The organism is Lutispora sp. QWL-02, assembly GCF_058315355.1.
In genome coordinates this window covers 319,393-334,534 of record NZ_CM177762.1, presented here as the reverse complement: position 1 = coordinate 334,534, position 15,142 = coordinate 319,393, and the positions used below count along the sequence as shown (strand labels likewise).

Annotated in this window: 9 protein-coding genes and 1 tRNA gene; 9 read left to right on the top strand and 1 reads right to left on the bottom strand. The window is 45.0% G+C overall.

Annotation, left to right across the window (positions count from 1 at the left end):
• The 4 genes from AC4HCY_RS01350 (at position 1) to AC4HCY_RS01335 (ending at position 9,513) form a co-directional block, all read left to right on the top strand.
• Positions 1 to 5,967: an S-layer homology domain-containing protein gene (locus AC4HCY_RS01350; RefSeq protein WP_491095225.1), complete on the top strand. Its 5,967-nt coding sequence runs from the start codon at positions 1 to 3 to the stop codon at positions 5,965 to 5,967.
• Between the two features lie 84 nt (positions 5,968 to 6,051).
• Positions 6,052 to 6,873: an endonuclease VIII gene (locus tag AC4HCY_RS01345; RefSeq protein ID WP_491095224.1), complete on the top strand. Its 822-nt coding sequence runs from the start codon at positions 6,052 to 6,054 to the stop codon at positions 6,871 to 6,873.
• Between the two features lie 107 nt (positions 6,874 to 6,980).
• Positions 6,981 to 8,381: an MATE family efflux transporter gene (locus tag AC4HCY_RS01340; protein ID WP_323432585.1), complete on the top strand. Its 1,401-nt coding sequence runs from the start codon at positions 6,981 to 6,983 to the stop codon at positions 8,379 to 8,381.
• Between the two features lie 25 nt (positions 8,382 to 8,406).
• The gene (locus AC4HCY_RS01335; protein ID WP_323432586.1) at positions 8,407 to 9,513 is read left to right on the top strand and encodes a threonine synthase; all 1,107 of its coding nucleotides are present in this window, start codon (positions 8,407 to 8,409) and stop codon (positions 9,511 to 9,513) included.
• A gap of 19 nt (positions 9,514 to 9,532) precedes the next feature.
• Here AC4HCY_RS01335 and AC4HCY_RS01330 read toward each other — a convergent pair whose 3' ends face one another.
• Entirely contained in the window at positions 9,533 to 9,739 is a 207-nt protein-coding gene (locus AC4HCY_RS01330) for a hypothetical protein (RefSeq protein ID WP_323432587.1), read from the bottom strand.
• A gap of 110 nt (positions 9,740 to 9,849) precedes the next feature.
• Between AC4HCY_RS01330 and AC4HCY_RS01325 the strand changes: the two genes are divergently transcribed.
• The 5 genes from AC4HCY_RS01325 to AC4HCY_RS01305 all read left to right on the top strand — a co-directional run bounded on the left by AC4HCY_RS01325 (position 9,850) and on the right by AC4HCY_RS01305 (position 15,034).
• Positions 9,850 to 10,737: a M23 family metallopeptidase gene (locus AC4HCY_RS01325; protein WP_491095223.1), complete on the top strand. Its 888-nt coding sequence runs from the start codon at positions 9,850 to 9,852 to the stop codon at positions 10,735 to 10,737.
• 145 nt (positions 10,738 to 10,882) lie between these two features.
• A complete protein-coding gene (gene tadA, locus AC4HCY_RS01320; RefSeq protein WP_333783325.1) occupies positions 10,883 to 11,332 on the top strand; it encodes a tRNA adenosine(34) deaminase TadA in 450 nt (149 codons plus the stop codon).
• An 18-nt stretch (positions 11,333 to 11,350) separates the two neighbouring features.
• Positions 11,351 to 11,439: transfer RNA gene (locus tag AC4HCY_RS01315), tRNA-Ser, on the top strand.
• A gap of 594 nt (positions 11,440 to 12,033) precedes the next feature.
• Positions 12,034 to 12,270, top strand: a complete 237-nt coding sequence (locus tag AC4HCY_RS01310; RefSeq protein ID WP_323431280.1) for a hypothetical protein — start codon at positions 12,034 to 12,036, stop codon at positions 12,268 to 12,270.
• 292 nt (positions 12,271 to 12,562) lie between these two features.
• On the top strand, positions 12,563 to 15,034 hold the full coding sequence (locus tag AC4HCY_RS01305) for a helix-turn-helix transcriptional regulator (RefSeq protein WP_323431279.1): 2,472 nt from the start codon (positions 12,563 to 12,565) through the stop codon (positions 15,032 to 15,034).
• Positions 15,035 to 15,142: the final 108 nt, after the last annotated feature.

The following is a 15,142-nucleotide window of genomic DNA, read 5'->3' as shown; positions in this document are numbered from 1 at the left end:
ATGATGAGCAGAAGATTAAAAGCAGCTTTAATGCTTGCAGTTTGGAGTTTAGGCATTCTTGGCAATTTTATGTTGGAAGTAAGTGCGGAAGGAGTGCCGGAAGTGCAATCCATCAAAAACAATATAGTTGAGCTTTTGGTAAGCAAGGAGGACGGAAGGTTTGCGGTGAAAACTGCGCAGGGGTCTCCCCAAAGGCCGGAGGATGACAATGTACCTTTGCTTTTTTCGAAAGGTATTCCGGATACAACCTTTACCACCTTCAGAATTGATGGGAAGGACTACATATACGGCAATTCATATAATGGGATAGTAATAGACGGAGGCCTGGTAACAGCTCCGAAGGCGGAGGGAATGAAGAATACCTCCAGTTGGAGAATAGGAGATATAATAGTTACGCAGAAGCTGGAGCTTACGGATAATATTAAAAGCAGCGATGTAGGCAATGTGAAAATAAGCTATTCCATCACAAACAACGGTACCAAAAGCAGCATGGTAGGAACAAGGATCCTCCTGGATATGATGCTGGGAAGCAACGACGGCTGCAGCGTTTCACTGGATGGCAATACAGATATCTCTTATGAGACTAAAGTCTCGGGAGGTGATATTCCCGTATATTGGAGATGTACAGACTCTGTGGACAGCCCAAAGGTTGTGTCTTACGGCTTCTTAAAGGGCTGGGGCAATACAGAGCCTGACAGCCTGACCATAGCTCATTGGAGTTCATTGTCTTCTACCAAATGGGATTATTCCGTAAATCCGGAGCGGAATATAGGTTCATCACTTAATGATTATAAGAGTGCAGATTCGGCAGCCGCACTTTATTGGGAACCTAAAGCATTGGAGCCGGGTAAAACCATGCAATTTGAAACTTACTACGGCTTGGGCAGCATATCCGACAGTAGCAGCGGAGATACCTTCAGCATCAATGTTATGGCTCCCGCCAGGCTGAATATTAAAGGAGACATATATGAAAATAATCCCTTTGATATTATGATGGAGCTGGATAACAGCCTTGAAAACTCATCAGAGCTAGCGGGCATCAATGCTGAGCTAATTCTCCCTGATGGCTTGGAGCTTGTAGAGGGTCACCAAAGCAGCCAATATTTGTACAGAATATCTGTCGGCCAAAAGGCGGCTGCTGCCTGGAAGGTAAAAGCATTGAATACCCAGAAGCTGAGGGTACTGCAGTATATGATACGTATTAGCTCTTTGGACAGGGAGATAAAGAATATAAAGAAGTTCATCATCATTCCGGGTTTTGAAAATGATAATTCCGATATAGGTTATACAGATATTGTGCCCCGCAACCTTTATTATGAGGATGAGGATAATGCCATACAGCTTATTGGCTATGGTTTCGAAAGGCTTAAGGATAAAAGCAGCTATGAAATGAGCCTGGTAAATATGTCTAAAGGTGATGTCCACTATCTTGGTGAGTCCGATATAACTGTTGTCAGCGACAGCCAAATACGCATAAAAGTCGCAAAAGGTTTAAACACCGGAACGTACAAGCTCGTAATAAACCATAAAGACGATATGCTGGACTATACTTTAGGACAATATATAACAGTGACCTCGGATGTGAAGTATAAATCCAGAAACTATGGAATTATGGTAATAAAAGAGGAAAACATCGGTGGTAAAAGAGTTCAAAATGCCGTGCTTTATGAAAATGAATCTCAGCTCAGTGCCGGCGATAAAAGCAGTGCTGTGCTCATTATCAGGGGCAAGGTGAGAAGCGTATCCGATACAAGCTTCGATATCTACGGTGATACTATTGCCATAAATAATGACATATATTACAAAGGTTATGGAGACAATACACTATCTGTATTCAAAAGCGGAGACAGCTTCATAGTAAAAGGAAACGGCGAGCTTTACATGCAGTCGGCGCTTATGGGTAAAAGCATGGATATAGCCTTGAAAAAGGGCCACTTTTATATTGATTCGGCAAATGCCGTCATAAAGGATGAAGATGGCTATATGGATGACATCAGCATACTTTATGTAGGATACTTCCCTATACTGGTAAAAGAAATTAAGATACAAAAAAGTGGGGAAGTCAAGATTGATGGGATACTGCAGCTTGAGAACAAATACTTCAACTTTCTTACAAGTATTGGGACAGGCTTTATGGAATCAGATATAAAGGATATGAGCATAACAAATAAGAAAATAAATATCGACACAGAGATTAAAATACCATTTCCTCGCTGGAAGATGGGAGGGTTTCAGTCCAAGGATTATATGACCAAGAAGACCGCCAATATAACATTTTTTATAAATACCATAAAAGGGGCCTATGGCTTTAAGACCCAAGCAGAAAATCCCCAGCTTAAACTTTTAGATATAAATGCCACAATGGCTTTTGACAAGAATCTGTATCCTGATTATTTCGAGTTTAAGAATAATTATGGTAAGCTGCCCAAGCCCATAGGAAGCACAGGACTGGCTTTTGAGAGCATTGGGGGAGGAATATACGGGCTGAAGTCCATGATGGACTCGCTGCGTTATGGTATTTTGCCCACCGGCTCCAGCATCGCAGTAAGGGCGGATATTGTGGATTTATTAACCTACCATGCGAGAATAAAGGGATATACATTGGTGGGGCTTAGGAATATTGAAGCGGTCTTGAGTTGCTCCGGCATCGATCTTGAAGGAGACGGGTATATCTATTTTATAGATGTGGGAGACATCGTGGGGCACTTTGATTTCAGCGGCGGATACATAAGCGCAGATCTCAATATACTCGATATACTGATAGCCGACGCCTATTTCGGCATAAGCAGTCATGAGATAAAAGGCTCTATCAATGCAAAGCTTAAGATACCTGATTATGTTTGGTTCGTAGGAGGAGAAACCATTGCAGGCTACAAAGCCGGATTATCCACGAAGAAAATTGAAGGCAGTGTCAGGGTTTTGGGTGTGGGAGTTGACGTAGAATACAAATGGGGAGGATCAGTGAGTTTTGATGTGGCCTCTGTTGGTCCTATGGATAAAAAAGGGATATATATAGTACGCACAAAGGATGATCAGGGAAGGGATGTAACTATAAGCTATGGTACCAATATAGAAAAACTCAAGGATATCCCATATTCCTACAATGTCTGCTATAAAGGCGGCATAGGCGGGGCTCTCGCTCTGGGGGCTTCTGCTTACACATATAAGGCCAAAGTAGGTGAGAGCGTTGAATCTGCCATAATCGAGATGAAGTATGATGCCTCTGCAAAACCGGAGATAACAGTGACAGATCCGGATGGAAGCATATATGAGCTTGTTGAGGGAGTAAACTATAGAAACCATATCATACCTGCGGATGTATCTGGCTCCGGAATGGAAGAAAAGCGGCTGTTTGTGACTATTGTTTCGCCAAAACCCGGTGAATGGGCGATAGAATCGGATAAAGCTGTAAGAATGACCTTATATAATGCCAAGGAACCGGCTGTTTTCCAATCGCTTTCTGCAAAGCAGGAGGAAGGCAGGATCAAAGTGGATTGGGAGCTTAACAAAACTGAGGAGAGCAAAGTGTCACTATATCTTTTAAGGGAGGACGGAATTTCAAGCTCAATAGAAATCGGGAAAGATTTGGACGGCGCTTCAAGGTCATATGAATGCGCGATTCCGGCGGGGATAACAACAGGAAGCTATAAAGTCCGCGGCGAGGTAAAAAGGAACGGCACCGGCTTTGATGAAATGTACTCAGAGGGCTTTGAGATAATAGATGCTCTGGCACCGGAGATACCTTCAGATTTCACAGTAAAGCCCATAGGCAACGGCATGATGAAGGCGCAGTGGGATAAAGCAGCCGGAATAGATGAATACCGCATATATGCAGTGGATAATGAGGGGAAAATTGACAAAACCGTGGAAGCCATGATAAGCATAGACGGGGACAAGACAGAAACAATATTCGGCGGAACATTGTTTGACGGTGAAGGCAAAGAATACGGCTGGCTTACCGGCAGATCATATAAATTCGGTCTGTATGCAGTCAATAAAACACCGGCAGCAGGCTCGGAGGAAGAGCATATCAGCAAACCCTCCTACTCGGAAGAAATATATCTGCCGAAGCCTCAGCCCCCTGAGTTCACAATTGATTTTACTTCCGAATACGGCAATATAAATATAGAAAAAGATGAAAATGATAATGAGATACGATATACAAATGCCGGATATATAGATTGCAGATATCAATCAGATGAAACAGCAAAGGCAGTATTCTACATCAATGGAGAAAAGATCGATGAAGCAGAGGGCAAAAATTACAGCTTGCAGCTGGACCTTGTAAGGGGCAGCAATATGATAGAGATCGAGGCAATAGGGAAAGACGGGGATAAGGCCATAAAGGCATATGATTTTTATTATGATGATAGAGCACCGGAACTGATGGTGCAAAGCCCAAACAGCAATGATGCCATACAAAACGGAAGCATATTGGTATCCGGAAAAACAACGGCAGGCAGCAAGCTCTATGTTAATGGAACCCGGATGACTGTGGAAGAAGATGGAAGTTTTAACGAGGAATATATGCTTTCTGATTTGCAAAGGGAGACCATCACCATAATCTCTATGGACTTGGCAGGGAACCGTACAGAGTATTCTGCGGAAGTCCTCAACTCAGGCATCAGCGATATAGTGAAAGTAAAGATAATGCCGGAAGCTACACAGATGAAGATTGGAGAAAGGGTACAGATGAGGCTCTATGGGGTGACTGAAGACAACAGGCGAATATTATTGGAGTCGGATAAAGTAGATTGGCAGATATATGATACTGAAGGATCAGCATCTATAACAAAAGACGGCTTATTGACAGCAAGGAAATATGGTGAAGTTGTGGTGAACGCTAAATATATAGTTTCAGCCGATAGGGCTTACGAAGATGCTGCAATCGTCAGGATATTGCAGAAAACAAGCGGTAAGGACGATGAGGATAAAGGATCTTCTCCAGATATCCCTGATAATACCGGCATTATCAGAAACAGTGCCGAAACAGGAAGCCTGGTAAGAAGAAGGCTGGATTTTAGGGCAAATGAGGAAATAATAATACCGGGACTTCTGAAGCTCAAATTTACCGGTGACGAGGTATTGAAAGACGGATATATAGAAGTCCATGAAATAGAGGACCTGCTGCAATACAGGGAACAAAGCGGCAATAAGGATTTCCTCAGCAATATATTTGATATCAGAGTACCGGAAGGATATCAATCCAATTCACCTGTTGAGATGACAATTTATTTTAGTAAAAACAAAGCCAAGGGTTTAAAACACATAGGAATATATGCATATAATGAGAAGAAAAGCGTTTGGAAGTTGATTGGAGGAGCCGTTGATGAAGCCAACAGTTCTGTTACGGTAAAAATTTCGCATTTCGGCAAGTATGCAGTTATGGAAAACAGCGGAATAATTCTTATGACAGATATAGACGACCACTGGGCGAGAGATGCAGTGTACAGACTCATGGACAAAGGTGTCGTCAACGGCATAAAATCAGCAGCCGGAGAATATAGGTATGAGCCGGAAAGACCGGTTACAAGGGCAGAGTTTGCTAAGATGCTCTCTCTAAGCTCGGGTTATGTGCCGGATAATGGTGACACAGACCTGTCCCAATTTGCAGATGATAGGGAAATACTGCCATGGGCAAGGACATATATGGAATACTGCAATAAAAGGGGATGGATGAATGGGAAGGGTATAGGCAAGGCAGTATATATGAAGCCCAATGACTTAATAACAAGGGCTGAAGCAGCTGCCATGATATCCAGGGCATCAGGCTTTGCAGCAGCGGATAAAAATATAAAAGCAGCATTTTTCGATAAGAACAAAATCCCGGACTGGGCTGCGGGATATATAGATCGACTGACGGAGGAGAAGCTTATGCAGGGCTATTCTGACGGCAGCTTCAGGCCGGATCAAGTGCTTATTCGAGCCGAAGCGGCAGCCCTGTTTGATAATTATTTGAAAAAATAAATCCTTTTTCTTTGCTGTATATTTGACACACAGTTGTCATATTTTGTATGATATTATTCGATAAAAACAGAGGAGATGGATAAAATGGTCGAGCTGCCGGAAGCTGTTGTACTGGCGAATCAAATAAACGATACGTTGATCGGAAAGAAAATAAGGAAGGCGACTGCCAATCATACCCCTCACACCTTTGCCTGGTATACAGGCGATCCTGCCGGTTACCATGATTTGCTTGCGGGTAAGACAATTCTATATGCAACCTCTATCGGAGAGCATGTAGAAATAAAAGCCGACGATATGATATTGCATATAAGCACACCATTGCGCTACCATGCCGAAGGAGACAAGCTGCCGCAAAAACATCAGCTTCTGCTTGAATTTGAAGATGATACGGCCGTGAGCGCCACCATACAGATGTGGGGATGCCTATTCTGCTTCGGGGACGGAGACCAGGAAAGCGTTTCTGATTATTATCCGTTAAAGATATCCCCGTCCCCTTTATCGGACAGCTTTGACAGAACATATTTTAACAGTCTATTTGATGAGAAGACGGCTAAGCTGTCGGCTAAAGCATTTTTAGCCACAGAGCAGCGTATTCCAGGGCTTGGCAACGGGGTTTTGCAGGATGTCCTCTGGACGGCAAAAATTCATCCGAAGCGCAAGATGTCCAGCCTTACACCCGGAGAAATCGATGATATGTATGATGCAATAAAGCATGTGCTGAAACAGATGACGATTAAAGGCGGCAGAGACACAGAGAAGGATCTTTTCGGGCATCCGGGGGGATATAAGACTGTATTGAGCAAAAATACGGTTGATATGCCCTGCCCTGCCTGCGGTTCCTTTGTAAAAAAAGAGGCCTATCTGGGAGGCAGTATATATTATTGCAAAGGCTGTCAGCAGCTTTAAAGCGATACCATAAAGATACCAGGCTATGCGGCTTGGTATTTTTTTGCTTGACCTTATGGTATAATAATTGGTGTGAGAATATCAATAGATAGAAAAGGATAGCAATAATGAATTACAGAAAAGATGAAAATAACGGACAGAAAGTATTTATGGATATAAAGGATCCGGCCAGAGCAGATGTTATCAAGATTGCATGGCCGGTTTTGGTAGAGCTTCTTTTAGGCTCTTTATTCGGAATGATAGACATGATGATGCTGGGAAGGATAAGCGACAATGCATTGGCAGCTGCTTCCGTGGCCGCTGTAGGCATAACCAACCAGCCCTTATTTATAGGCTTGTCGCTTGTCCAGGCTCTGAATGTGGGCGGAACAGCTATGATCGCAAGGTACTATGGAGCCAATGAAAATGAAAAAATAGAAACGGTATTGAAGCATGTTATATTATTGAGCATGTTAATGCTGACCATTCCCTTATCTATATTGGGTTTAGTTTTTACGGACTCCATAATGACTTTTATAGGTGCCCAAGCGGATGCTTTGCAGGCCGGGAGAGGCTACTTCAGAATTATTATGGTAGGATTCATCTTTCAGTCCTTAAATATGTCAATATCAGCGGCGTTGAGAGGAATAGGGGAAACCAAGACGCCCATGAGAGTAAACCTGAAGGTCAACTTTTTAAATGTCATCGGCAATGCTGTGCTCATATACGGCTTATTTGGATTCCCGAAGCTCGGAGTGACGGGAGCCGGCATATCCACCGCCATGTCTAATGCAATAGCCAGTGTGCTTTTGCTTGCTTACATAGTTAAAGGCAAAAGTATTATTAAAATCAGCCTAAGACACCCCTTTAAATTTGACGGGAATATCATATACAACCTGATCAAGATAGGGGTGCCTGCAACCCTTGAGCAATTGGCATTAAGAACAGGCATACTTTTGTTTGCCAGAATAGTTGCCGGGTTGGGAACCGTTATTTATGCAGCTCATCAAATAGCATTGAACATATTGGGGCTTTCCTTCCAGCCCGGCCAGGCCTTCGGCATAGCAGCTTCATCGTTGACAGGCAGGACTCTGGGTGCTAAGGATCCTGAAAAGGCGGAGGAATACGCCAAAAAAACACGGAGAATAGGCTCGATGATTTCAACCTTTATGGCGGTGATATTCTTCTTCTTCGGTCCTCAGCTCGTAAGCTTATATTCCCCCGATCCGGTAATCATACGGAATACCTCTGCTGCACTCAAGGTCATTGCATTGGTACAGCCCTTCCAGTCATCACAATTCATACTGGCAGGGGCTTTAAGGGGTGCGGGAGATACATTTTGGCCTTTAGTGGCAACATTTACAGGTGTGCTGCTGATAAGGGTCGTTTTCACACATATATTTGTAAATATTATCGGGTATGGTTTGGTTGGGGCATGGATGGCTGTATTTATTGACCAGATTATAAGATGGGTATTTGTTTATGCGAGATTTAGAACGGGCAAATGGAAGCATGTGAAGATAAGATAAAAGCTATAGGATAGGAGCTGGCCTTATGAACTATATCTGTATAGAATGCGGCAGCAAGTTTCCATTAGAAAGCAATGCTTGGAAATGCAGCTGCGGAGGGTTGCTAAACCTTGAGTATGAAAAGAAGCCCATAGATTTCAAATCCACTGCAGCAGCAAGGGATCACTCGTTGTGGAAATATATTGATGCGCTGCCCTTTGAAAAATATGATTGCTGGAGAGGCATTACTTTGGGTGAAGGAGATACTCCTTTGATTCGGATTGAGGGGAACTTATATGCAAAAGCGGATTACTACATGCCCACTTTATCCTTCAAGGACAGAGGGGCTGTCGTTCTGATATCCATGGCTAAAAAGCTTGGGGGAGGCAGAGTCATTGCAGACAGCAGCGGCAATGCAGGGACGGCGATTGCTGCCTACAGCGCCAGAGCGGGTATAAAGTGCGATGTGTTTGTGCCTGCGGCAACCTCGGATAAAAAGATAAAGCAGATAGAAGCTCATGGAGCAGCGATCCATAAAGTGCCCGGGACCAGAGAGGATACTGCAAAGGCTGCTATAGATATGGCAGAGAGCACAGGGCTATTTTATGCCAGCCATATTTATAATCCTTTGTTCTGGGAAGGAACCAAGACTTATTTTTATGAGGCCTTTGAGCAGCTGGGCAGACTTATGCCTGATGCTTTTATCATACCTGTAGGAAATGGTACTCTGCTTGTGGGGGCGTACATCGCTTTTAAGGAGATGCTTTCCTGGGGAGCCATCGATAAAATGCCCAGGATTTTAGCTGTGCAAGCAGAAAACTGTGCGCCAATTTTCAAGGCTTTCGTCGGAGGAATGGATAAAGTGGAGCCCTGTAAGAACCTGGGGACATTGGCAGAAGGGATCGCTATAGCAGCTCCTGCCAGAGGCGCTCAGATATTGAAGGTGATACGCGAAAGCGGAGGAGATATCATCGGAGTGTCAGAAGAGAGCATAACCGAAGCCAGAAGGTCATTGGCCTGCCAGGGCATATATGTGGAAATAACTTCTGCCGCCAATTATGCGGGCTATTTGGATTATATAAAGAAATACCCTGAGCTTAAAACTGCCAAAGTAGTATTTCCTTTATGCGGGGCCGGTATCAAAAGCAGCTAGACAGGCCATAAGGCGCTGCCTAGCCCATATCTTCGATTTCAGTATCTTTATAAATTTCAGCGAAGCCTTTTTCTAAAAGCTCCATAAAATTATCATAGGGCATCTGCTTATATGTGCCGTTTTCATCAAATATCTTCACTAATTTGCCGTCAATTTTAGAAAGCTGCCATTTTGCCTTTATATCGCCAAGGTTGAATATTATTGTTTCTCCGCCGCGCAATTCCATATATCATACCTTCTTTACACCTTTTCATCATTAATTCTACAAAACCTTGGAATTTCCTTTTATCTTTCGTATATAATAGAAATTGGAGAATAATAAATGGAGGGCTTAGGATGAAAATAATGAAAAGATTAATTGCTCTGACGATCATATTTTCAATTCTCATAATGCCTGGTGCCACAGCTTATGGAGACAGCATTATTTATATAGCTTATTTCAATAAAATAGTGCTTCAGGGTGAAACCTTCATGATCTATATATCCGGGATCAAAGCCGATGATGCGGTGAAGGTCACATCAGACCTGAAGGCCAGATCGGAGAAGTATTTTCCATATAAAAACGGAAAGCTTGCCATCATCGCAGTAGGCTGTACTGCAGAGCCTGGAGAGTATGTATATGACATCCTGATATCCCGCGGGGACAAAGTCCTAAGGGATGTGAAGAATAAGATAACGGTGAAGGAAAACTCTTTTAAAAAGGATTATATAAAGGTTTCAAAAGAAACGCAGGAAAAGAAGAGCCAGGATAATTTGAATTTTGATACGGAGCAAATTGCCAAGGCGAAAGCAGACCCGGAGAAATTACCGCTTTATAAAGGCGGCTTTATTGCTCCCGTAGATGCCGAAATAAACACCGAATTCGGGGCGATGCGCTATGTAAACGGCGTCAGGAGCAGCGTTCACTCCGGATTGGATTTCAAGGCAAAAAAAGGTACGCCTGTGATGGCTTCCAATGACGGAAAGGTAGTGCTTGCCATGGAATTGAATGCATCAGGCAACACTGTGATTTTAGATCATGGGCTGAATATATATACTTCCTACTGCCATCTGGACAGCATCGGCGTTGAGACAGGAGATCGTGTTGAGAAAGGCGATATCGTAGGCAATGTCGGCTCTACGGGATATTCTACGGGACCGCATCTGCATTGGACTTTTTCCATTGGAAGGCAATCTACGGACCCAAAGCCTTTTATGGATGGCCTCGGAACGCCCAATTTTTAGCGCTTGCTGATCAACTGCCGAAAAAGCTTTGCACAATAAAACGATAGATGACAAATCACATGAAATTAATTACTATTGCTAAATGGGCATATTTTATATATAATATTATAGTGCCCGCAAAAGAATGTGAGGGATTTTCACATATATGGATATGCATGAAAATTTCATGAAAATTGCTTTGGATGAGGCGAAAAAAGCAGCCGGCATCGATGAAGTTCCCGTGGGTGCGGTTATTGTCAAAGACGGCATAATAGTTTCTCAAGCCTTTAACACCAGGGAATCCTCTAAGGATGCAACGGCCCATGCAGAGATCGCGGCAATAAAAAAGGCCTGTGAAGCTTTGGGCGGTTGGCGGCTGATAGACTGTGAGATGTATGTGACTCTGGAGCCCTGTCTGATGTGCAGCGGCGCCATACTGCAATCCAGGATCGAGAAGCTTTACATGGGAGCCATGGATCCTAAAGCCGGCGCAGCCGGATCTGTCATAAATGTGTTTGAGGATTACTGGTTTCACCACAAATGTGAGGTATACACAGGAATACTGCAGGAGGAATGCAGCAGTATTTTGAAGGAATTTTTCAAAAAAAAGAGATAGCTGAAAATAATTAAATATGGAGAGGTATCGAAGTGGTCATAACGGGGCTGACTCGAAATCAGTTAGGGAGCAATCCCACGCGGGTTCGAATCCCGCCCTCTCCGCCATTGATAAACGAATCACTCACAAGAGTGATTTTTTAGTATGAGGGAATAAGTAATGAGGGATTCGAACGGGAGGAACAAGAAAATGCGCCCTTTGGAAGCATTTTCCCTCCCCGGCGTGATAGCGAGCCGAAGCGAGCGGAGCGAATCCCGCCCTCTCCGCCATTGATAAGCGAATCACTCACAAGAGTGATTTTTTAGTATAAGGGAATAAGTAATGAGGGATTCGAACGGGAGGAACAAGAAAATGCGCCCTTTGGAAGCATTTTCCCTCCCCGGCGTGATAGCGAGCCGAAGCGAGCGGAGCGAATCCCGCCCTCTCCGCCATTGATACAGGAACACTTAAAATAAATCTATCCGGCGAAGCCGCATATAAATCTTTTTTACCCGCTCCGCTTCCGCCAGAGCTCCCGATAGAGTTTGATGCTGAAGCGGTCAGACTTCTTGTGGAGGTCAATAAACAGCTCGCTATTTTTGCTGGAAAAAGGATTAATTACAACACCGGCATTGTATATCTCATACTTTTTAAAGAAGAACCGTATTGAGTATTACGACCGTTTGACTGAGGTTCGCAATAAATGAAATTATGAACAATGGTTGAAGTTTTTTCTGCAAGCGGCACATGAATCTGCTCAGGACGCGGCAATAACAATTGACAGACTGGCGGCTCTTCATGATAAAAATGTGTCTGTTATCAGCGGCATGGGCAGAACTGCAAAAAACGCCTTACAGCTGTTATGTGATGCAGGTATTCTGGTTCAATTTTCCGGCAAACAAAGAAACAGAGTGTTTTCCTATGAGGCATATTTAATCCTGCTCCGGGAAGGAACTTAAAGGTAATTAGTGTCCTTGTCTTGAGTATTCTTATCAGATTGGAGGAATCTATACAGATTGAGGATGCAATTCCCTCACTGGAAAAAAGCTCACAGGTCAGTATTTCCGAGAGCATCCCTTTGCCTTGTCAATCGTCTTGCTGGTGTCTGCTCCATTTCTAAAAAATTACCTCTGCTTGAAGATTTCCGGAATAAGAAATATAATTATTGAAAGGACTATAAATTCTAAAGATATATATCATATCAATATAAAAGAAGCCCCCCCGCAAACAATTGGGATAAGGAGGGATAATATGTCCCGAATCAAACAAGTTACGCCGGAAACCCGTTTTTTCCCCCGGAGGCTTATGGAAAAGCTGGATTATATCAAGCGTTACCCTCTGACATTGATTGAGGCCCCCTCGGGCTTCGGCAAAACCACTGCTCTGCGTCATTTTTTTGATACACAGGTTTCACAGGCTACACCGGTGTATTGGCACACCTTTTCTGCGGATCGTGCAGCCGTATCATGGAAGGCCTTCTGCAGCCTGATAGGAAAATTTGACCCGGAAAGCGCAGAGTGCCTTTTGGAAGCGGGTCTGCCGGACGAGGACACTCTGCCGGTGATTCAGGGAATTTTTCGGAACTTAAGCTGCCCTCAGGAAACCTATCTGGTGCTGGACGACTTTGCTGCGTGGAGCTTGCCTTCATCCGGGGAATTTCTTATGGCGCTTTCCGCCCACGGAGGCGAGGGCCTGCATATAGCAGCCGCCTCACAGCTTCTGCCGCGGGAGGAGCATAATATCATCCTGCAAAGCGGACGCTTCTGCTTTCTCCACGAATCCGTACTCGCCTTCTCTAAAGAGGATGTGGACGCTTACTACCGGCAGGCGGGAGTCACCCTCAATGCCGTACAGCTGACGGAGGTGGCCAAAATCACGGAAGGGTGGATCATGGCTCTGTACCTGCAGCTTCTCGCCTTTATAGAAAACGGGCGCTTTGAGAAAGGCGGCATGGACAGCCTGATGCGTAAGGCGCTGTGGAACAGGCTTCTGCAAAAGGAACGGAACTTCCTGCTGGCCGTATCCATATTCCCGCACTTTTTCCTGGTCCAGGCTACGGCCATGTCCGGCATGAGCCCGGCAGAAACGGAAAAGCTGCTGCGGGAAAAAAGAGTATTCGTACACTTCGACAAAGAAACAAGGATGTTTTATCTGCACAGCTTGTTCCACAGCTTTCTTGCGGAGCAGTTTGCCCTGCTGCCGGAAGCAAGGCAAAAAGAACTCTACCTTATGGGCGGAGACTTGGCGGAGCAGGCCGGCGACCGTGTGAACACCCTGCGCTTTTATTATCTTTCCGGCATGTGGGAGAAACTGCTTGCCCTGCCCCTGACCAGTTATGACATCGCCGACATCGCCGACGAAACCACAAAGCCCATGATTCTGGACATTCTGGAGAATACATCCTTTGAAACCAAGAAGAAATATCCGTCTGCCATCGTGCCCCTGGCCTTTACTCTCTTTTTCCTCCATGAGAACCATAAGCTTCTTGCCATGCAGGAGGAAATCCGGCAGATCATCGTCCAGAGCGATCTGCCTGAAGGGGAAAAGGACAAGCTGCTGGGCGAAACGGAGCTGCTGCTTTCCTTCTTGGAATACAACCGCATCGATGCCATGAGCGTCCGTCACCGCAGGGCCCTGGAGCTTTTGGGAGGTCCCGCTTCTCTGATCAACATCAAGAGCACATGGACCTTTGGCTCTCCCTCTGTGTTGTACATGTTCTACCGGGAAAGCGGAAAGCTCAACGAGGAGCTCCGACAGATGGACGAATGCATGCCTGTTTACTACATACTCACCGGCGGCCACGGCAGCGGCGCAGAAACCATCATGCGGGCGGAAGCCCATTTCCTGCGGGGAGAGGCCGATGAGGCGGAAATGCTGTGCCACAAATCCATGTTCACCGCCGACAGCAAGCGGCAGAACAGCATCTACCAGTGCGGATTGTTCCTGCTGGGGCGCATCGCCATCCTGCGGGGAGATGAAGCCATGCTGCAAAATGCCATACATTCGCTGGAGGAACGCTCCCGTCAGAACACCGAGGACTTGTGCCGGTATACTTTGGATCTGGCCCGGGGATATTTGCACCTTCTGCTGGACAGCAAAGATGAACTCCCTCTCTGGATTGAGGAAGGTGACATCAACGACAAGCGCCTGGTCATCATGACCCAGCCCTTTGCCTATATCATATACGGAAGGGCGCTGCTGGAGCAGAGAGAATACCTGAAGCTCATGGGAGCATGCCAGCACCTGCTCGGTATTTCCTCCATCTTCCCGAATCTGCTCCCCAAAGTCTATGCAAAGATTTATATGGCCCAGGCCCTTTATGCCGCAGGCAAGCAAGGGGAAGCCCTTTCCCCGCTGAAGGAAGCTCTCTCCATGGCGCTGCCCGACGGCGTCTATATGCCCTTTGCGGAAAATTATGGAGGGCTGAAGGAATTGCTGGCTGCAGCCTTAGGTATAGGCAGCAAAACAGATCTTGAGAAGATCTGTCAATTGGCGGAGCAATTAAGATATTCCAAACATAAGCTCTCCACTCCCAAGCTCATCCTCACCCTGCGGGAAACAGAGATAATAGAAATGGTCAAGCGTGGCTTGAACAATAAGGAGATAGCGTCGGAGCTTTATATCTCGGTGAACACGGTGAAAACTCTTCTCCGGCGCATTTATGAGAAAACGGGGGCTTCTTCCAAGACCCAGCTGGCCATGCTGGAGCTGCAGAAAAGATAAACTATTAGGAAAAATCACCCATATGGGTGACAGACAAAATTTATTCCGCACCTTACAATGAAGCGGTAAGGTGCGGTTTTATTTTTTTGCATCCTGAGCTTTACAACT

Bases quoted from the DNA above. Each gene is read 5' to 3' on its own strand.
- AC4HCY_RS01350 (WP_491095225.1), top strand. From the start codon at position 1: ATGATGAGCAGAAGATTAAAAGCAGCTTTAATGCTTGCAGTTTGGAGT.
- AC4HCY_RS01345 (WP_491095224.1), top strand. From the start codon at position 6,052: ATGGTCGAGCTGCCGGAAGCTGTTGTACTGGCGAATCAAATAAACGAT.
- AC4HCY_RS01340 (WP_323432585.1), top strand. From the start codon at position 6,981: ATGAATTACAGAAAAGATGAAAATAACGGACAGAAAGTATTTATGGAT.
- AC4HCY_RS01335 (WP_323432586.1), top strand. From the start codon at position 8,407: ATGAACTATATCTGTATAGAATGCGGCAGCAAGTTTCCATTAGAAAGC.
- AC4HCY_RS01330 (WP_323432587.1), bottom strand. From the start codon at position 9,739: ATGGAATTGCGCGGCGGAGAAACAATAATATTCAACCTTGGCGATATA.
- AC4HCY_RS01325 (WP_491095223.1), top strand. From the start codon at position 9,850: ATGAAAATAATGAAAAGATTAATTGCTCTGACGATCATATTTTCAATT.
- tadA (WP_333783325.1), top strand. From the start codon at position 10,883: ATGGATATGCATGAAAATTTCATGAAAATTGCTTTGGATGAGGCGAAA.
- AC4HCY_RS01305 (WP_323431279.1), top strand. From the start codon at position 12,563: ATGTCCCGAATCAAACAAGTTACGCCGGAAACCCGTTTTTTCCCCCGG.